The 19,422-nt window shown below is 53.6% G+C and carries 12 protein-coding genes; 2 read left to right on the forward strand and 10 right to left on the reverse strand.

Annotation, left to right across the window (positions count from 1 at the left end; translation table 11 throughout):
* Positions 1-44: 44 nt before the first annotated feature.
* Positions 45-1,292, forward strand: a complete 1,248-nt coding sequence (gene glyA, locus KQI82_RS12185; RefSeq protein ID WP_241426703.1) for a serine hydroxymethyltransferase — start codon at positions 45-47, stop codon at positions 1,290-1,292.
* Between the two features lie 76 nt (positions 1,293-1,368).
* Here glyA and mmuM read toward each other — a convergent pair whose 3' ends face one another.
* The 8 genes from mmuM to KQI82_RS12225 all read right to left on the reverse strand — a co-directional run bounded on the left by mmuM (position 1,369) and on the right by KQI82_RS12225 (position 13,561).
* Complete coding sequence (gene mmuM / locus KQI82_RS12190; protein ID WP_216633015.1) at positions 1,369-2,328, reverse strand: homocysteine S-methyltransferase; 960 nt, start codon at positions 2,326-2,328, stop codon at positions 1,369-1,371.
* A gap of 3 nt (positions 2,329-2,331) precedes the next feature.
* On the reverse strand, positions 2,332-3,765 hold the full coding sequence (locus KQI82_RS12195; protein WP_216633016.1) for an alanine/glycine:cation symporter family protein: 1,434 nt from the start codon (positions 3,763-3,765) through the stop codon (positions 2,332-2,334).
* A gap of 196 nt (positions 3,766-3,961) precedes the next feature.
* The gene (locus KQI82_RS12200) at positions 3,962-4,471 is read right to left on the reverse strand and encodes a sigma-70 family RNA polymerase sigma factor (protein ID WP_216633017.1); all 510 of its coding nucleotides are present in this window, start codon (positions 4,469-4,471) and stop codon (positions 3,962-3,964) included.
* A gap of 206 nt (positions 4,472-4,677) precedes the next feature.
* Complete coding sequence (locus tag KQI82_RS12205) at positions 4,678-7,980, reverse strand: DEAD/DEAH box helicase family protein (RefSeq protein ID WP_216633018.1); 3,303 nt, start codon at positions 7,978-7,980, stop codon at positions 4,678-4,680.
* An 11-nt stretch (positions 7,981-7,991) separates the two neighbouring features.
* Positions 7,992-9,107, reverse strand: a complete 1,116-nt coding sequence (locus tag KQI82_RS12210) for a restriction endonuclease subunit S (RefSeq protein ID WP_216633019.1) — start codon at positions 9,105-9,107, stop codon at positions 7,992-7,994.
* Positions 9,104-10,606 (reverse strand): type I restriction-modification system subunit M, encoded by a 1,503-nt coding sequence (locus KQI82_RS12215; RefSeq protein WP_216633020.1) that lies wholly within the window; start codon positions 10,604-10,606, stop codon positions 9,104-9,106. The genes KQI82_RS12210 and KQI82_RS12215 overlap by 4 nt, the downstream gene beginning before the upstream one ends.
* Before the next feature lie 94 nt (positions 10,607-10,700).
* Positions 10,701-11,999 (reverse strand): ATP-binding protein, encoded by a 1,299-nt coding sequence (locus KQI82_RS12220; RefSeq protein ID WP_216633021.1) that lies wholly within the window; start codon positions 11,997-11,999, stop codon positions 10,701-10,703.
* A gap of 407 nt (positions 12,000-12,406) precedes the next feature.
* Positions 12,407-13,561 (reverse strand): IS3 family transposase, encoded by a 1,155-nt coding sequence (locus tag KQI82_RS12225; RefSeq protein ID WP_216633022.1) that lies wholly within the window; start codon positions 13,559-13,561, stop codon positions 12,407-12,409.
* A gap of 287 nt (positions 13,562-13,848) precedes the next feature.
* On the opposite strand from KQI82_RS12225, the gene KQI82_RS12230 reads away from it, so the two are divergent.
* Positions 13,849-15,480, forward strand: a complete 1,632-nt coding sequence (locus tag KQI82_RS12230; RefSeq protein ID WP_216633023.1) for a recombinase family protein — start codon at positions 13,849-13,851, stop codon at positions 15,478-15,480.
* Here KQI82_RS12230 and KQI82_RS12235 read toward each other — a convergent pair.
* Positions 15,467-15,673 carry a sporulation sigma factor SigK gene (locus KQI82_RS12235; protein WP_216633024.1) on the reverse strand — a complete coding sequence of 69 codons (207 nt, stop codon included), beginning with the start codon at positions 15,671-15,673 and terminating at the stop codon, positions 15,467-15,469. The genes KQI82_RS12230 and KQI82_RS12235 overlap by 14 nt on opposite strands.
* A gap of 107 nt (positions 15,674-15,780) precedes the next feature.
* Positions 15,781-19,089 (reverse strand): Ig-like domain-containing protein, encoded by a 3,309-nt coding sequence (locus KQI82_RS12240; RefSeq protein ID WP_216633025.1) that lies wholly within the window; start codon positions 19,087-19,089, stop codon positions 15,781-15,783.
* Positions 19,090-19,422: the final 333 nt, after the last annotated feature.

A 19,422-nucleotide genomic window follows, 5' to 3' on the forward strand; every position in this document is an offset into this window, starting at 1 on the left:
CGCACCATCTGCTTATGGAAGAAATTGAAGGAGGAACTTTCCCAATGATTAAGGAAACCATGGATTTTCTCGAACAGGCCGACCCGGAAGTCGGCGCCTCCATTCGTGAAGAGTTCAACCGCGAATGCCGCAACATTGAGCTGATCGCCTCTGAGAACATTGTCAGCGAGGCCGTCATGCTGGCCATGGGCACCTGCCTGACCAACAAGTACGCCGAGGGCTATCCCGGCAAGCGCTACTACGGCGGCTGCTACGCTGTGGACGTCACCGAGGAGATCGCCCGCAACCGTGCCTGTGAGCTCTTCGGTGCCAAGCATGCAAACGTCCAGCCTCACTCCGGAGCCTCCGCCAACCTGGCGGCCTTTGTTGCCCTGGTAAAGCCCGGCGACACCATCCTTGGCATGAACCTGGCCCACGGCGGACACCTGAGCCACGGAAGCCCCGTCAACATCTCCGGCAAGTACTTCAACATCGTCCCCTACGGCTTGGGCGAGGAGACCGAGACCATCGACTACGACGCTCTGATGCAGGTGGCCAAGGAGTGCCAGCCCAAGATGATCATTGCCGGTGCCTCCGCCTATCCCCGCGCCATCGACTTTGCCAAATTCCGTGAGGTGGCTGACGCCGTGGGCGCCTATCTGATGGTGGATATGGCCCACATCGCGGGCCTCGTGGCCGCGGGCCTCCACCCCAATCCCATGCCCTACGCCGACGTGGTGACCACCACCACCCACAAGACCCTCCGCGGTCCCCGGGGCGGCATGATCCTGTGCAACGACGACGACATCTTCAAGAAGATCAACTCCGCCGTGTTCCCCGGCACCCAGGGCGGCCCGCTGATGCACATCATCGCGGCCAAGGCCGTCTGCTTCGGCGAGGCGCTGAAGCCTGAGTTCAAGACCTATCAGCAGCAGATTGTAAAAAATGCCGCTGTGCTGGCCGAGGAGCTCCAGAAGCAGGGTTTCCGCCTGGTTTCCGGCGGCACCGACAACCACCTGATGCTGGTGGACGTGCGCAACTTCCACATCACCGGCAAGGAGCTGGAGCGCCGCCTGGACGAGGTCCAGATCACCGTCAACAAGAACTCCATCCCCAACGATCCGGAAAAGCCCTTTGTCACCTCTGGCATCCGGGTGGGCACGCCCGCCGCCACCTCCCGCGGCTTCAAAGAGCCGGAGATGGTGAAGATCGCCCAGTGGATGGCCATGACCGCCAAGGATTTCGAGGGCACCCGGGACCAGGTCAAGTCCGAGGTCAACGCCCTTTGCCAGCAGTTCCCCATCTACCAGTAAATGCCATGTCAAAAGCGGGCCGCAGAAGTTCTGCGGCCCGCTTATTTGCTCTATTCAAATGTCTTCTGACGTACCCTCACCGGCACAGCTTCAGATAGGCCTCCCTGGCCCGGGCCACCTCTTCAATATGGGAGGGCAGCGTGCGGCAGCACCCTCCCACCGCGCTGGCCCCGGAGCGCATCCACCGGCGGGCGTAGTCGCCGAAGCGCATGCCGTCCCGGCTGCCGTGCCAAGTTTTGGTGGCGGGATCGTACTCCTCGCCGCTGTTGGGGTAGACCGCCACAGGCAGGCCGCAGCTGTCCTTCAGCTCCCGGATCAGGTTCTCCACAAACTGGGGCGGCGTGCAGTTGACGCCGATGGCCTGGAGTCCGGGGTGCTTGCGGCTCAGCCGCTCGGCGCAGGAGCGGATATGATCGCCCTCGTTGATGTGAGAGCCATCCTTGCAGCTGAAGCTGATCCAATAGGCCGCGCCTAACTCCTCGGCAATCTGAGCCTCAATCAGCGCCTCGTCCATGGAGGGCTGGGTTTCGATCAGCAGCAGATCCGCCCCCGCCTCCCACAGCAGCTCCATGCGCCGGCGATGGAAGTCGTAGAGCTCCTTTTCAGAAATGCCGTAGTTTCCCCGGTATTCGGATCCGTCGGCAAGGTAAGCTCCATAGGGACCCACAGCGCCCAGGCACAGGGGATAGGCCCGGCCGCTGTCCTTCCCTTCGGCGTCCCACCACTCCCGGCGCGCCTCCAGGAAAAGCTCCACCGAGCGGGTGATCAGCCCCTCCGCCTGCTGGCAGGTAAACCCTTTTGCCATCAGGCCGGGGATGGTGGCCTGATAGCTGCCGGTAATCCCGCAGTCAGCTCCGGAGCGGAAATAGTTCAGGTGCACCTGCCTGACCTTCTCCGGAGATTCCGCCAGCGCTTTGGCGGTCCAGAGGCTGTCGTTCAGATCGCAGCCCAGCGCCTCCAGGGCCGTGGACATAGAGCCGTCAATGACAATCACGCCGCCTGTTTTTTCCAACGTCTCAGCAAATGTGGTACGCATTGTTTACACTCCCTTTTCCGCCTTCTCGTCCACCGTGCCATAGCTGACGTTCTCCGGATGCTCCCCTCTGCGCTGGGCCGGGATAAAGCGGTCCCAGAAATCGTGGAACAGGCGGAAAATCTCCTTGTGCTTGGCATAGATGAAGATCAGGGTAATAATCACATAAACCGCGGAGAGGATATCGGTCATAGCCCACAGCGCATCCGCCTGGATATTGTAGAGCACCACACAGGGCACCATGTAATAGATCATGTAGACCCAGGTGGCCCGGCGGTTGGCCTTGGTGTCGCCAAAGGCATAGTTAACCGACTTCTCGCAGCTGTAGTACATGCCGATGATGGTGGTCCATGCAAAAATCGTGATGGCAATGGCCATGAACCAGCCGCCGAAATCGCCGTAGGCCACCTTGAAGGCCACGGTGGTCAGCTGGGCGCTGTCGATCTCCGGATAGTCGATGTAGGCATTGGTCAGGATCAGGGACAGCGCGGTGACGGAGCAGACCACGATGGTGTCCAAAAATACCTCGCCCCAGCCCCAGGAGGACTGGCGGACCGGATGATCCGTCTTGGCGGAGGCGTGGGCAATGATGCCGTAGCCGGTTCCGGCGTCGTTGGAGTAGAGTCCCCGGGCAATGCCGTAGCGGATGGCGTCCCGGACGGTGGCGCCGGCAAAGCCCCCCACCCCGGCCATGGGCGTAAAGGCGCTCTTGAAGATCAGGCTGAATGCCGCGGGCACCTGAGGCAGGTTCATCAGCAAAATACCAAGGCCGCCCAGGATATAGAGCATGGCCATAAAGGGCACCACCCGCTCCATGATGAAGGAGATGCGCTTCAGCCCGCCGGCGATGGTCAGCAGGCAGGTGACGCCCAGCACAATGACGGAGATCAGCGGGTCAATGCCGAACCCCTCCTGAAGGGAACTGGTGACGGACTCCGTCTGGACGCAGCAGGTCCAGGGGCCAAGGATAAAGCAGGCTGCCGACAGGACCACCGCGCCCCGCTTCCAGCCCAGCGCATTTTTCATCACAAAGGAGCGGTCGCACATGTACTCATCCATGGACTCGCTGTATTTCACCCGGTAACGCTGGCCCAGGATGATCTCGCAGGCCTTGGTGGACATTCCCAAAAGGCCTGAGACCCACATCCAGAACACGGCGCCCGGCCCTCCGGCCACGATGGCCGTGGCCACGCCGCCGATATTTCCCACGCCGATGGTATTGGCCATGGCGGTGCAGGCGGCGGCAAAGCCAGAGACCGTGCCGGTCCCCTCTCCCTTCTTGAACATCTTTCCAAAGGTATTTTTGAAGTGGAAACCGATCTTCCGGAAGTTATACCGGAAGCCAAAGGCAATCGATAAAAAGAGCCCTGTTCCTAAGAGCGCCACCGTCATGGGCGTGCCCCACAGAAAATCAGAAATTGCGTACAGAATATCCAGCATCCTATTTCCCCTCCCACAACATGCCGGGGCCACACACTTTCCCCGGTCTCAGATTGGTAAAACTTTAGCACATTGCTGTGGGATTTGTCAACGGAGCATCTGTCAAAGAATGGCGCTTTTCCCCATCAATTGCTGTCAAAATAGCTGGAAGACTTTCCCCGGGCAGTATCGACTTCTTCACTCAGTATCAGGCGCGCTATTCCGCGCCCAGCGCCTCTTCCAATTTGTTCAGCGCCCTCTTTTCAATGCGGGATACATAGCTTCTGCTGATGCCGAACACCTTGGCCACCTCCCGCTGGGTCTGGGGAATTCCGCCCCCCAGGCCGTAGCGCAGGCGGATGATCTGCGCCTCCCGCTCCGTCAGGCACTCCTGCACCAGATGACGGATTCGTATGCTGTTATCCCGGTCGTGGAGATCCTCCAGCATGGTGTCGTCCACTCCCACCACGTCCATCAGCATGAGGGAATTCCCGTCCTTGTCCGTCTCTATGGAATCAGAGAGGGACACCTCGCCCTGCAACTTCTTCTGGCTTCTGAAGTACATCAAAATTTCGTTTTCCACGCAGCGGGCCGCATAGGTGGCCAGCCGCGCGCCTTTAGACGGATCGAAGCTGCTGATCCCCTTGATCAGCCCGATGGTCCCAATGGAAATCAAATCCTCCTGGTCGGCATTTTGGGTGTAGTATTTCTTTAACGGAGACAGCAAAAGGAGAAAACCTCTGGAAATTCAGTGGACAAGCCTGTTTCCGAGATTTTAACCGAAAGATATTATATTGCTACACAATCATGCTGTAAAAGGTTAAGAAAGTAAAAATGGTGGCTAAATTACTCGAGTATGAATACTTGAAAAGGCCAGCGGATACATCATATATCCGCTGGCCTTTTCAGCTAAATATCATTTGATCCTTCTGATCAGGCTACCGCATTGGCATTGATGGACTCGATTACTTTGCGGACTTTCATCCAGACATTCATATCCGTGAAAATCTCAACAACGCTGCCGTGAGCGGTAAAAGGCGTGTCTTGCAGTACGGACAGGTCTTTCATCAGTCCATTCCTGACAATATAATTGATAATTTGATTCACGAAGTAGCTCTGCCTCTGGTCCAAATTCACATCGCCTAAATACTGTGAGAACGCTGCCTTCGCCGCGTTCATGTCCAGGCCCACGATCTCACGAACCAGCTCCCCCAACGGCTTGGCGCCGTATTCCCGCTGATATTCCTCTTTTGTTCCGACCTCACTCCAGAGGATGCGTTCCAACTGCTCCACATCCTGCTCAGTCAGCGGCTGATTGCTGTGAAGCTTGGCGATGACCAGCTCATCCTGATGCTGACGAATATAGTAATTCACTTTTTTCTTGTAGCTGTCCAAGTCGTGACTTTCCAGCTCCGACTCATGCCATTCCATGGACACAATCTCGTCTGCCAAATCAGTCTCTACAAAATGCCGTTCTTTCAAGGGTATATACTTGATCAGGTCACGCATAGCCTCTCGGATCTGTTCAAATTCGTTGATCCCAGCGGATTCCACATAGTCAGTGTGGAGGAGCTGATCTAAAAATGCTTTCTGTGTATTGATGGCTGGAATATTCGATACATCGGCCACTGCCCTGATTTTTTTCATCAAGTCCTTTCTGGCCTTCGTATATGTCTTACCAACCAGATAAGCCAGTTCGATCCCATACATCAAAGAGTCGAATTGGACCGCAGTGGCCTCGTCCGTACTGGGCGGCAGGAGCGGAGCCAGTTCTTCCAGTTGAAGGGTATTCTCATAAGTCAGGGCCGTATAAGCCTCCGGATCTGAGAACCGCTCCACATACCGCAGATGCTGGCGCACAGCAAAACCGCCCAATTCTCTAAGACCTCGCACCGCATTCAACAACTCAGCTACCAAGTTCTTCCGAAAGGCCGCGAGTTCTTCAGTCTGATACTCCAGCTCCTGAAGACGGAGGACAATCTGCGACTTCAAGTTAAAAATTCTCTCCTGCAATGATGTCTGGAGGGCCGCCTCCTTGCCTTTGGGATTGACGCGGAAGAACGCAAAGTTATCGCAGAAATCAAAAATATAGAAACATTCCTTATCTTTTCCGTCCAGCAATCCCGGGCATAGGCGGGTTCCGCGGCCAATCATCTGCCAAAACTTGGACTTGCTCATGACCTTCTTGAAAAATACCAGGTTGACAATATCCCGTACATCAATTCCTGTATCCAGCATGTCCACGGAGATTGCAATTTGAGGCAGCTTGTCCGGCGTGGAAAACTCGTCAATCGCACTTTGTGCATAGTTGGTATAGTTGTCAATAACCCTTGCCCAGCCTACACAGGCGGGATATTCCCGGTTAAATACCTCACAAATTTTTTCGGCATGACGGTGATTCTTCGCGAAAATAATTGTTTTTCCCAGTTTGTTTCCATAATCCACCCGGATGCCCTGCGTCATCAAAATATCCAGGGCCTTACGGATGGTATCCTCGTTAAAGACCCACTCGTTGAGGGCCGCGCTTTCAATCCGGTCCGGCAGATCGCCGTTTTCATCGGTAAACGAGTCCTCATACTGTTCCCTGTCATCGGCGGAAAGCTCGTCGTAGGCAATGCCCTTGCTTGGAAACTTCAAGGTGGTCTCAAGGCTGCGGAAATCCACCAGATAGCCGTCCTGCACTGCTTGGTCCAGCTCATACCCATAGGTGGGCACGCCCTCCTCCAACTCAAAAATGCCATATGTATTCTTGTCGATCTCATCCCGGGGCGTGGCGGTAAGGCCCACCAGATGGGCGTCGAAGTAGTTGAAAATATCCTGATATTTGCGGTAAATACTGCGGTGGGCCTCGTCCACGATAATCAGATCGAAGTGCCCCACCGTAAAGAGCTTTCCGCCGGCCTCGTCCCGTACGTCGTCGATGCATCCCATCATGGTCTGGTAGGTGGAGAAAACCGCCCGTGCCGAGACATGCTCTTTGTCCTCACACAGGTTTATAACGGATAGGTCCGGCAGAAAATTGGTGAAGGCCCGTTTGGCTTGGGTAACCAAGCTGTTGCGGTCGGCCAGAAAAAGCACGTTTTTCACCCAGCCGTGGCGCAACAGCACGTCCACCAAAGAGATGACCGTCCGGGTCTTGCCCGAGCCGGTGGCCATAACCAGCAGGGCTTTGCGGCGGTTTTCCCGGTCAAATGCCTCACACACCGCCCGGATCGCTTCCTTCTGGTAGTAGTAGTCGGAGATGGCGTTGCTGATTTGGATGTCATCCAAGTGTGTACGGATGGTGAGCTTGTTGAACTCTTTCTCCAAATCCCGCTTGGCGTAGATGCCGGACACCGGACGCTCGTTGTAATAGCGGTCGTTCCAGATACGGGTATCAAAACCGTTGGACAGGAAGATGACGGGTCTGCGGCCAAACTTCTGCTCCAGCAAATCCGCGTACAGCTTTGCCTGCTGCCGCCCCACAGCCACATCCTTACAGGTGCGCTTCGCCTCCAGCACCGCTAAGGGTCTGCCGTCGCTGCCAAAAAGCACATAGTCGGCAAAGCCCTCGCCGGACTTGCTGGGCATCCCCTCCAGGGGATATTCGGAAATCCAGTCCACGCCCTCGGTCCAGTCCGCATCCTGGAGCATGGTGTCGATGTAGCGCTTGCGGGTTTCATACTCGGTAAGGTCCAGGGGCTTGGAGACATAGTTTTTCTCCTGCTCGGTCCGCCGGGCAGTGAGCTGGGCGCGGAGGCTCTCGTTCTCTGCCATGAGTGCTTTAAGATCCACCTCGGGCGTAGTGGTTGGCGCGGCGGTCGGGGCGGGGGCCTCCAGCAGGGATTTGTCGAACTCCCTGGGCTGATAGCCTGAGCTGTAACAGCAGGCCACAAAATCCATGAAGTAGAATAGGTTTTCCAAGGCCAGCTGGGCCTGTCCCTTTGAGAGCTTCTGCGCGCTGTGGGCGGCCACGTTGCCCATCTTGCGGATGCTGTCCATCCGCCGCCACAGGTTCCGGTCGTCCAGTAGGTCTTGAAACTCCCGGGTGTTCATCAGGCTGACCAAGTTGTCCTGATAGGGCATGGCCAGGCCCTCATCCACCGAGTATATCCACTTGACGGCAAACTCCAGAGCCCGCCGACAGTTCAGCACACAGGTGGGCACATCGATCTGATAGACCCGCTCGGCTGCGATGGCCGCATTGGCAAAGGCGGAGAACTGAGCGTCAGATTTGAGGAAGTCGAAATTGGTCATGTGATATCACCTCACCCAAAATATTGCTGCATGAGGGCTTTCTTTAGGGTTTCCAATTGATCGAGGCTCTTTTGAATGGCTAATTTTGATTTGTCAGTCCGTTCGACAAAGGAAATAAATTCCTTTTGTAGTTCTATGGGCGGTACCATTAGCTTCAATGTATTGATCGCGTTAAAATTAAGTCCAGCTTTTACAGCACTTTGATTTTTTGCTTGGAACTGGCTTTTTCCAGCTTCGCTCTCCATGTAATATGCAACATACAAAGGGCATATTGCGGCTTTGTTTAACCTGATGCAGGTCAGATGCTGATTTATATAAGCACCATGCTCTGCAATTTCTTTTAAAACAACGCCAGTTCTTCCTAAATCTGCCGTGATGCTAATCAACAAATCGCCTTCTTGAACTTTTGTACGTCTTGCTTCTGCATTATCAGGTGGCACAATATGTTGAACATCATTAAGAGTAATTTTACAATTTTTTACATTTTTAATTGTAATAAAGTATTCGCCTTCATTGGTAAAGTACTTTGCCCAGCCACGCGATCCAGATGTGAGAAATTCAATAAATTCTGATAACTCACGAATCGGCCATCCTATTGGGTTTGCTACGGGATCGCCAAACAGTTCAATAAATCGGGATTTGACCAACTCATCCAGTTTGGTAAGTTGCTGAAGACGTTTTATAATCAGACTACCTACTGCATTTAGTTGAGAGACAATTATTTTTTGTTCTTCCAATACAGGATAGGAAATTTGCATTTTTCTCATATCTGATTGTGTCAGCTTTTGACGAGTCGCTCCGTTAATGAGATTACTTACGTCATAAAACATCAATGAGTAACACAAATAATCAACGTCAAGCCCTGGTTTAGGCTTTAAAACATGCGCATGATTATTTACCCAGCATTTTCCTGATGCTCTATAAGCAATAGGTCTCTCTTTTGAGCAAAAATTTCCTCCATCTTCTGCAAGTAAAACCAAATCATCATCAAAAATGTAATCTGCCACATAATCTTGAATCCCGTTTGCCCCCAAATAAGGATATGGTCCAGCCTTTCTATTTGAAGCTGTGATTGGAATACGTCTACTATCCAAGATTTCACAAACATCTTCTATATAGACTCTCATAGCATCCCCTCCAACTCCTCCAGGCCCTTGGTGATCTCCATCTCCAGTTTATGGAGGTCCTCCAAAATTTCCTGGGTAGAGGGGTACTCCTCGGGTACGTACTCCACCTGCTTATACTTGTTGATGGACAAATCGTAGCCGTTGTCCACGATCTCCTGCAGGGACACCAGGAAGGACTGCTCCGTGCGGGCGCGTTTCTTCTCCCCATCTAAGTCTTGAAACCGGGCAATGATGTCAGGAATGTCGTTCTCCTGCACCTCGACGCGCTTATCATCCAGACTAAAACCGTCGGACTTCATGTTGTAGAACCACACCTCATCCGTGCCGCCGTGTCCGGTCTTAGTGAAGACCAATACGGCGGTAGACACGCCGGCGTAGGGCTTGAACACGCCGGAGGGCATGGAGATCACCGCCTCCAACCTGTTTTTTTCAATCAGTTCCTTGCGGATGGCCTTATGGGCGGTGGAGGAGCCGAAGAGCACCCCGTCGGGCACGATGCAGGCGCACCGCCCGCCCACTTTCAGCATCCGCAGGAAAAGCGCCAGATATAGCAGCTCTGTTTTCTTCGTCTTGCAGACCTTCAACAAATCTGTCGCCACAATGTCATAGTCCAAGCTGCCTTTAAACGGGGGATTGGCCCAAATTTTTGTGTATTTTTCTGTGTCCGTGTTCTGGTCGGAAAGGCTGTCCCGATATGCAATCTGGGGATTAGCAACGCCGTGCATCATCAGGTTCATAGCTCCGATGCGCAGCATGGTGCGGTCCATATCATAGCCGGTAAACATTGTGTTATGATACTGCTTCTTTTTCTCATCGTCATACGCCAGTTCATCATGGTAATGTTCCTGAAGATACTCTCCCACAGCCACCAGAAAACCGGCGGTGCCAAAGGCGGGGTCGCAGATGATGTCGCCCGGTTCTGGCTGAAGCAGCTCCACCATCATTTTGATGATGTGCCTCGGCGTGCGGAACTGTCCGTTGGTGCCTGCCGTGGAGAGCTTTGAAAGCAGATACTCATACAGGTCGCCACGCACATCCGCTTTCTTTTCCTTCTCTTTCAGTACAGTATCATAAATTCCATCCATTTGATCCACGATCTGGCTCAATTTCTGAGCGGTAGGCACCATAAAAATAGCGTCCGCCATATAGGTGGCGTAGGCGCTGTCCTTATCGGGGTGGAGGTTTTTAATAAATGGGAACACGCCATTTTGGACGATTTCAAACATGGCGGCGGCAGGCAGGTCATGGAAAACGGACCACTTAAACTGGGTACCGGGCATTTGTTTCTCCCCGACGGTGAATTCCCCGTCAAAGACACTGGTATATTTCTGGTCCAGCATCAAAGCCTCTTTGGAGCGGAGGCTATCTGTATCGTCCAGATCGCGGATAAACATTAAATAGGTAATCTGCTCAATGACTGTCAGCGGATTGGTCAGTCCGCCGGTCCAAAAGGTCTCCCAAAGGCTGTCTATTTTGTGTTTTAATTCTCCGGTAATCATAATACAGTAAAATCTCCTGTCTTTACTTTATATAGGACATTTTCTCATGAAGTACATTTATTATAGCACAAATTTTGGTTAGCGAAATGATACCCTAACCGCGTGCTATTGTTTCCACTGCCCATAGCGGCAAGTTCAGCAACCAGTCCTCTTGTCTATACTCCGTCATAGAAGTTCGAATGGATAATTGGGGCTTAAACTTTTCTCGATACACCTTTAAACTTTTGGCTTGTAGATTGACTTCTGCCTTAACCTCAACTGGAATCACATCGCTACCATTATCAATCACGAAGTCCACTTCCGCTGTTCCGCGCTCGGCCGTCCAGTAGTAGATATTCAATCCTTTGATTGTTTTCAGTTGCTGAAGCACATACTGCTCCGTTAAGGCGCCCTTGAATTCATTAAACAGTACATTGCCGTCCAAAAGAACATCTTGCCGCAGGCCCACCATGCAGGACAGCAGTCCAACATCTAAGAGGAACAACTTAAACGCTTTCAAATCCTCATAGGCTTTCAGCGGTAGGTTAGGAGCAGACACCCGGTGGACCTTATGAACGAGCCCGCAGTCGGTGAGCCATAGCATGGCCAGCTCGTATTCCTTCGCTCTGGCACCCTCTTTAATGAGGCCATAAATGAACTTTTTATTCTCTTTGGCCAGTTGCGCCGGGATACTGTTCCAAAGCATCCGTATACGGGGGACTACCTCATTGGGAGCATGCTTGGAGAAATCCTGCTCGTAGGCGGCCAAAATGCGCTGCTGGATCTCCCGCGCCTCGTTAAAGTCCCGGTTGTCCGCAAAGGCCTGCACCACTTCCGGCATTCCACCCACATAGTAGTAGTGTTTCAGCATGTCGATATAGTCTTGCCTAAAGGTAGAGGCCATCTCAAAATCACCTCTTTGCAACAGGTCCACATACTGCTCCTTGCCCATAGCCATCATAAACTCAAAGAAAGACAGCGGATAGAGATCGAGAAACTCTACCTTGCCCACAGGAAAGGATGTGCCGGGATGGAGTGCCACCCCCAACAAGGAACCGGCGCAGATGATTTGATACTGCGGCGCATCCTCGTTAAAGTATTTGAGCGCTGCAAGCGCCTGGGGCACCTCCTGCACCTCATCAAAAATGAGCAGGGTACTGTCTGCGTCGATTTTCTGCCCAGCATACAACTCCAGTCCGGTGACAATTCGTTCAACCGAAAAGCTGCCTCCAAAAAGCAGTTTCATTCGCTCGTTGTTGTCAAAATTGATATATATAGTATGAGCATACGCCGTGGCACCAAATTCCTTCATCAGCCACGTTTTGCCAACCTGGCGGGCGCCTCGGATAATGAGTGGTTTGCGTCGTTTTTTCGCTTTCCACTTCTCAAGCTCCTTCATTGCAGATCGAAACATGAGCACATCACCTCACATCGGTTTATTCTCGTTGTTTCCAGTGTACCACAGATTTACAAAAAATCAAACGACTTTTGGATGAATATTTTCATTTTTTCAAACCAAAACACGCAGATTGCAGCATTGATTCTAAAATAGGCAATAAAAAAACACCATCTCTCGTGGTGTAATGGTCGATATGAAATATGATGGGGGTTCGAGTCCCGTCACTCGCACCATGTAGACGTAGCTTCTTTTTCGCAACAAGAACTCCGGAATCTGGTTTGTGCTCCATCTCTCTTTGCGCCGCTGAATCCTTCTTGCACAAGGGTTCGGCGGTCTTTTTTGTCCACGTGCTTCCGGAACGTCCGGATGACACTTCCTCTCATTTTAAGAGAAGAAACTATTAAAATCTGTTTTTAGAACCCTCAGCTCCGGCTACTTTCTAAATCATGTAGTTGAAAGTCCTGTTCAACCCGGTTGGGCGTTTTGTAATGTAGCGTTCTATGCGGTCGACCGTTATTATAGAAATCCATGTAGTCGAGGACCCGCCGTCGAAACTCCGCTTCTGAATGATAATTGGTTCGGTATAGCTCTTCTTTTTTGAACGACGCAAAAAAGGCTTCCGCCACGGCGTTGTCATGGGGCGTCCCCGGCTTAGAAAATGATTGTGTCACGCCCACCGTCTTTAGAAGTTTGCGGAACGCATAGGCGGTATACTGCGCCCCTTGGTCGCTGTGGAAAATCAGGCCCTTCTTTGGCTTTCGCTCCGCAAATGCTTGTTTAAATGTTGTGGTAATCAGCCGGGTACTGTTTTTCTGTGAAATGCCACAGGTGACTACTTTGCGGGAAAACAAGTCGATCATTACACAGATATAAAACCATCGATCTTTCAGCCGAAAACAAGTCACATCACTGACCCATACCTGATTTGGCTCTTGCGTTTGAAATTGCTGCTTTAAAATGTTTGCTTTCTTCTCGTAGCTCTGCAATCTCTCGTAATCCCGCTTGGCGGTGACGCGTATACTGGAAAGCCCCATCTCCCGCATCAGTTCCGCCACCAGTTTCTGACTGACCCTTTGACCACGTTCCACCAATATGGCCCGAATCTTACCCGCGCCGAACAACTGCCTGTTCTCCTCGTAGACGTCACGAATCTGCACCCGAAGCTCTTCACGGCGCATGGCGGCGGCTGAATTTCCCCGCTTACTTCGAAACATGAAGTTGTAAAAGGTACCGCGGGAAACCTCCATGGCCTCGCACAAAACGTGTACGCTGAATTGCCCGTACAGCTTTTCCAGCTCCTTCAGCTTCTCCTGTAAGGGTGCGGACACCGTGCAGCCCGCTGTTTTTAATACCGTAAGCATCTCTTCCAACTTCTGTGCCCGCCGCCGTAGAAACTCAAACTCCCGCGGCGTCATCACCTGCCCGCTTAGGGTCTTAGTTTCCCGGTATTGTCCAATCCACTCATAAAAGCTGCTTTTGGACGCACCCACCTCCGCGCACAAGGCCTTGACCGGCTCACCCGACTGGTAACGGACTACCAGTCTCTGCTTTTCCTCTGGCGTCAATCGCTCTTTCATCAAACCGCTCCTTTCCGCGTTGATACTGCAATCATACCACATCTTCATGCCGGACGGCTTGGCCGCCCGGCATTTTTGTGTTCCCACCCTCATACTTTGAAAAAGAGGTGATGCAATTTTGGAGAGCGCACAGAGAGAGGTCGTCAGCGTCCTGCTGGGACGCGTTTTTTCCCTCGGTCTTATATCGAAATCCACCTATTCCCACGCGGAAGATTTGGTGCATTCTGTGATAGACTTGCCGGAGCTTTTTCGGTATCCTGTGTGCTTGACAGAGGAGGCGAACAGCCATGAATGTACTGAAAATACGCAATGAGATGAGGAACGGGAAGTCCATTTTCGACCTCCCATTGCGCGTGACATTCTACGCGCGGGTATCCACAGATAAGGATGAACAACTCAACAGTTTGGAAAACCAAGTGCAATATTATACCGAGCTGATCCAAAGCAAACCAAACTGGACCTACGTCGAGGGATATATCGACGAGGGGATCAGCGGGACAAGTACCAAAAAGCGGGATAGTTTCAATCGGATGATCTCGGACGCCAAAGCGGGATGCTTTGACTTCATCATCACGAAAGAAATATCCCGCTTTTCCCGTTCCACCCTGGACAGCATCCAGTACACCCAGGAGCTGCTGGAACACGACGTGGGGGTGTTGTTCCAAAACGATAACATCAACACTCTGGATTCAGACAGCGAATTCCGGCTGGTGGTCATGGCCGGCGTGGCCCAGGATGAGGTGCGCAAGCTCTCCGAGCGACTGAAGTTCGGCTTCCGCCAGGCCATCAAAAATGGGCATGTGTTGGGAAACGACAAGCTGTGGGGTTATGACAAGAAGGACTGCGTGCTGACCGTCAACGAGGAGGAAGCTCAAGTGGTCCGCCGCATTTTCGACCTCTATGCCAATCAGCAGATGGGCATCAGGCGCATCTCCCAGACGCTGTACGACGAGGGCTTTACCAGCCGGAAGGGAAACGCCTTCAACGTGCTGACCATCCGGCACATCCTCTGCAATCCCAAGTACAAAGGCTGGTACTGCGCCAACAAGTCCCAGACGGTGGACTACCGCAGCAAACGGAAGGTCTTCCTGGACGAGAGCGAGTGGGTCATGTACCCGGACCCCTCCATCCCGGCCATCGTGTCTGAGGAGTTGTGGGACCGGGCCAACGCCCTCTACAAGCGCCGCAGCGAGCAGATGATGGCCCACCAGAGCGCCGCCGAGTTTCACAACCGCTATCCCTACAGCGGTAAAATTATCTGTGAGGAGCATGGCACCAGCTACCACCGGCAGGTGCTGAAAAGCGCTAAGGGGGAAAAGGAGGTCTGGCAGTGCCGGGTGTACCGCAACCGGGGCCGGGCGGCCTGCTCCGCGCCCCAGCTCCGCACCACCGAGCTGGACCAGATTATGGCGCACATCTTCGACCAACTGGCCCAGAATAAACAGGCCATCGTGGACGCGGTGGTGAAGGTCATCCAATCGGTCCCCGATGAGCATGACTACGGGCGGGACGTCCTGCGGATCGAGGAGGACTTGTCCGCGATCCACGCAAAAAAAGACCGCCTGCTGGAGATGAGTATGGCGGAGGCTATTACCATCAATGAGTTCAAGCGCCGCAACGACGGCTTTAACGAGCAGATCAGAGGGCTGGAGGAACGGCTGGAGCTTCTGAAAGCAGAAGAGCAAAAGAGCAAGCGCTCTGTGGAGCAGCTGGACAAAATAAAAGCCGCCCTCGAGCAGGATCTATCCTTCGAGAACGGCATCCATTCCGAGCTGGTGACCACCATCTTGGACCACATTGTGGTCAAAACGGGCTCTACCCGCGAAGAAGTACATCTGGACATCCACCTGAAATTCGGCGACCCCTACGGGGTCGTTTTTGACCGGAAAAATTCTTCCTTCCGCTTCATCCGTTCTTGATGATATGTGCCACCAGTCTCAGATTGTGTTCGATGAGTACATTTCTGGCCTCCACATCCCCTTGTGAAAACCGTTCCAAATACAGCCTTTCCTCCGCCGCAGAGAGGGGCTTTGGAAATGAACTGCCGCTGCCTTCCAGCCTCAGGGAAAACAGCAGGCTGTTGCACAGCAGCAGCAGCGTAGCGGACAGCATGGGAAACTCCCCCTTTCGCCATTTATCCTATGAGCACAGAGGAAGTCCCTATTCTTGAAAAGAGGACCGCGGGAAATATCCCGCGGTCCTTTTCTCTATTCCTGAACTCAATAGTTACAGGTGATCTTCACTGTATACGTGCGGTTGTAGCTGGCATTCTCAGCCGTCACCTTGATCTGGATGGTCATGGTCTCACCCTTGGCAAAGTCCAGGTTGGAGATGGTATAGTACCCGTCGCCGTCCCGGTCCAGCTGGATATAGGGTGTGGAGCTGCTGGTGCCGATCTTGTACTCAATGGAACTGACGGAGTCCTCGGTGGGCAGCATGGTCAGCTTCGCTCCTGCGGCCGCCGCAGGATAAACCGTATAGGAAGAGGTCGTGGTAGCGGTATCGATGATGCTGTAGACATCAGGGTCCGCAATCAGGCGCATCTCCTTCAGCGTGGAAGTGACGGAAGAGGAGGTGGTGGAGAAGCTCTGGCTCTTGGTGTAAGTGAGGCCGTTGTACACCAGTGTGGCACGGATGGTATAGCTGGTGCCCGCCTTCAGGTCGGACAGCTCAAACCGCCTGGCCTCATTCGCCTTGGTGGTGATATTGGAAATCAGGGTGGTGGTCTTGCCGCCGCCGGAATAGGTCACGGTCAGCTTACCCTCCACGTCGGACTGCACGGAAAATACAGCGGAGGTGCTGGAGACGTCATTGTCTGTGTCCACCACGATGTTCAGGGGGTTGGAATCCTCCGTGGTGAAATAGGAGGAGAAAGAACCCACATTGGAGCCATCCTCATATTCCAGGGTTCCGGACACTACCACCACATAGTATTTCGTATTCAGCTCAAGGTCGTTATAGGGCTGAATGGTAACCGTCTTGCCATCGTTGGAGACAGAGGCGGTGAAGTCCACCTTGGAGCCGGAGGTGCTGCCGCGGCGCAGCTCAATGGCAGTGCTCTCCACATAGGAAGGCTTCAAAGTGGTGTAGCCCGACCGGTAGACCGGGGAGCCAAAGGTCAGCGTGATGGGTCCGCCGGCGGAGACGTTGACGGCCTTATCCTCAGGAGAAACCACGATGTCCGTCTCCACGGTCTTGCCGGTGGAGAACTTGGAGACAAAGCGTCCGTTGGAGCTGCCGTTTTCATTGACAAGCGTCCCTTTGTTCACCACAACATAATAGGTGGTGTCATCCGCCAGCGCCACGTTGGGCTTGATGGTGATGGTGCGCTTATTGGAACTGATGGTGGCGGTATAGGCCAGGCTCTCACCGGTGGTGCTGTCCTTGCGCAGCTCCACCACGCTGTTTCTAATGTAGGAGGCGGTCAGCGTCACACCCACATCCTCATAGACCGCCTCGTCAAAGGTCAGCGTGATGCTGGTGGTCTTGGACACGCTGGTACGGCCGTTGGCGGGGGAGACAGAAGGCGTCAGGGTGGTGGAGGTGCCGGTGGTGAAGTAGGAGGTGACCTTGGGATTGGTGGCTCCATCGGAGTTTTTCAGCTTGGAGGCCGCCACGACCACATAATAGGTGGTGTTTGTGGCCAGATCCTCATCCGGCCGGATGGTGATGGTCTTCTTATCGGAGCTGATGGATGCGGTATAGCTGACCAGCGCGCCGCTGGAACTTCCGCGGCGCAGTTCCACCACGCTGCCCTCCACATAGGAGGTGGTGAGGGTGTTGCCGCTGGAATTGAAGAGCACATCGTGGAAGGTCAGAGTGATGGCGCTGGAAATGGCCACACCGGTGGAGGCGTTGGAGGGGGAGACCGTGGGGCTCAGGGTGGTGGAGGCGGATTTGGTTCCGAAATAGGAGGTGTACTCCGTGTTCCGCTGTCCGGCGCTGTTTTTCAGGGTGCTGCCCTTGACGATCACATAGTAGGTAGTACCGGTGGAGAGTTCCGCGTCCGGCGTAATGGTCACGGTCCTGCCGCTGACGGAAGCGGAGAAATTCACCTTGGTGCCGCTGGAGCTTCCGCGGCGCAGCTCCACCACAGAATTTTCAATGTAGCTGCCAGAGACGCTGTTTCCGCTGGAATTGTAGATGGCCTCGTCAAAGACCAAAGAGATGGTGGCCGAAGTATCCACGGAGCCAGCGCCCTTGGAGGGCACCACAGTGGGCTGGAGGATTCCGTTGGTATCCTTGTCCGCGTTGTTCGTGATCTTGCCCGGCTGAGTCTCATAGGTGATGCCGTTCACATTTTCCACAGCAGTGGAAATGGTGCCCTCACCATAAAAAGTGGTCAGACCGTTCATGGTGGCGGTGCCCACGCTGACGCCCTTGGCCAAGGAGATGGTGGTGCCGGCGGCGGCCTTGTCCACGGTCAGGGCGGTGATGGTGCCCTTCTGGATCACCGTGTTGGTCTTGCTGGTCAGGCTCATGGCCGCAATCTTGCCGCTGCTGTGGTTGATGACGGTGCTGCTCTGCACGGTCAGCTTGTCAAATGTTCCGGAGAGCTTGACGGTGCTGCTGGCCAGTGAAGAGCCGGTAAGGGTCACATTCTGGAAGCCCTCGCCGGTGAGGGAGGATTCAGAGAGGGTGACACCGTTTTTGACCACGGTCTCCTTCACCGCCGTGTTGCCGGTGGCATAGACGGCCGCATCCTCCTTAGAAGCGGACAGGTAGTTTACATTGGTGTCATAAAGCGTGACCATGCTGCCGCCGTTGACGGTCAGAGCGCCTAAGACACGGCTGTTGCGCAGCGTCACGGCGCCGGTTCCCGCAGCGTCGGTGATGGTGACGTTGTTGGCATAAAGGGTGTTGCTGCGGGTCACGGCGGAGGAGATGGAAACGGTGGAATCAGACACCACGTTCTCGCCCTTCAGCAGCAGATAGATCACCTGGGCCACCTGGGCGCGGGTCATCTTGGCGTTGGGATTGAACTTATTGGTTCCGTCGCCCTTCATGTACCCCTTGGTGTAGATGATGTCCACGCCGTCACGGGCCCAGTCCCCGATGGAGGAGGAGTCCGCAAAGACCTTGGAGGAGGAGACCGACGCAGGCAGCGTCACCACACGGCTGAGCATCAATGCCGATTCCTGGCGGGTGATGGTCTGGTTGGGCCGGAAGGTGCCGTCGGTGTAGCCGGCGATGTAACCGGCGGAAACCGCCTTCTGCAGCTCAGAATAGCACCAGTCGCTACTTCTGATATCAGAAAAGCTGATGGATACCGTGTTGCTCAGACCCAGGGCCTGATTGAGCATCTTGGAAAACTCCGAACGGGACACAGGGTTGTCCGGCCGGAACGTACCATCCTGATAACCGCTGATGTAACCGGCGTTCACTCCGGACCGGATGGCTTCCTCAGCCCAATGGCCCTTGATGTCGCTGAGTGTGGCGGCAGTGCTCTGCACCGTCACCAACCCGCATACAAGTATAAGGGTCAGGCAAAAGGAAACGATTCTTTTGATACCAACACGCTTTTTCATTTTCTTTACCTCATTTCATCGTCGGTGATCAACTGAGTTTCTCCGCAAGAGTATTTAGCGCTATTATTATATACTATCTTCTTGTATTCCACAAGCCACTTTCAGAAAATATAGTGCCAAATATCGCTCCCGACACAAGATGTAGCGCGATTGTCTATTTGTATATAGACGATTTTCCACTGAGCTTTGTTTCCCTTTTTCCTGTATTTTCATATGATTCAGGAAAAACCCGTGTAAAATGCTCCAAATCCCCTGCAGTAAACCTGGTGGAAGTTTCCAGACTCAAAACAGGAAGGCCGCCCAAATTGGGCGGCCTTCCCCTGTAATCTGAAG

This window comes from Dysosmobacter acutus, assembly GCF_018919205.1.
Classification (GTDB): domain Bacteria; phylum Bacillota; class Clostridia; order Oscillospirales; family Oscillospiraceae; genus Oscillibacter; species Oscillibacter acutus.

Bases quoted from the DNA above. Each gene is read 5' to 3' on its own strand.
- glyA (WP_241426703.1), top strand. From the start codon at position 45: ATGATTAAGGAAACCATGGATTTTCTCGAACAGGCCGACCCGGAAGTC.
- mmuM (WP_216633015.1), bottom strand. From the start codon at position 2,328: ATGCGTACCACATTTGCTGAGACGTTGGAAAAAACAGGCGGCGTGATT.
- KQI82_RS12195 (WP_216633016.1), bottom strand. From the start codon at position 3,765: ATGCTGGATATTCTGTACGCAATTTCTGATTTTCTGTGGGGCACGCCC.
- KQI82_RS12205 (WP_216633018.1), bottom strand. From the start codon at position 7,980: ATGACCAATTTCGACTTCCTCAAATCTGACGCTCAGTTCTCCGCCTTT.
- KQI82_RS12210 (WP_216633019.1), bottom strand. From the start codon at position 9,107: ATGAGAGTCTATATAGAAGATGTTTGTGAAATCTTGGATAGTAGACGT.
- KQI82_RS12215 (WP_216633020.1), bottom strand. From the start codon at position 10,606: ATGATTACCGGAGAATTAAAACACAAAATAGACAGCCTTTGGGAGACC.
- KQI82_RS12220 (WP_216633021.1), bottom strand. From the start codon at position 11,999: ATGTTTCGATCTGCAATGAAGGAGCTTGAGAAGTGGAAAGCGAAAAAA.
- KQI82_RS12225 (WP_216633022.1), bottom strand. From the start codon at position 13,561: ATGAAAGAGCGATTGACGCCAGAGGAAAAGCAGAGACTGGTAGTCCGT.
- KQI82_RS12230 (WP_216633023.1), top strand. From the start codon at position 13,849: ATGAATGTACTGAAAATACGCAATGAGATGAGGAACGGGAAGTCCATT.
- KQI82_RS12235 (WP_216633024.1), bottom strand. From the start codon at position 15,673: ATGCTGTCCGCTACGCTGCTGCTGCTGTGCAACAGCCTGCTGTTTTCC.
- KQI82_RS12240 (WP_216633025.1), bottom strand. From the start codon at position 19,089: ATGAAAAAGCGTGTTGGTATCAAAAGAATCGTTTCCTTTTGCCTGACC.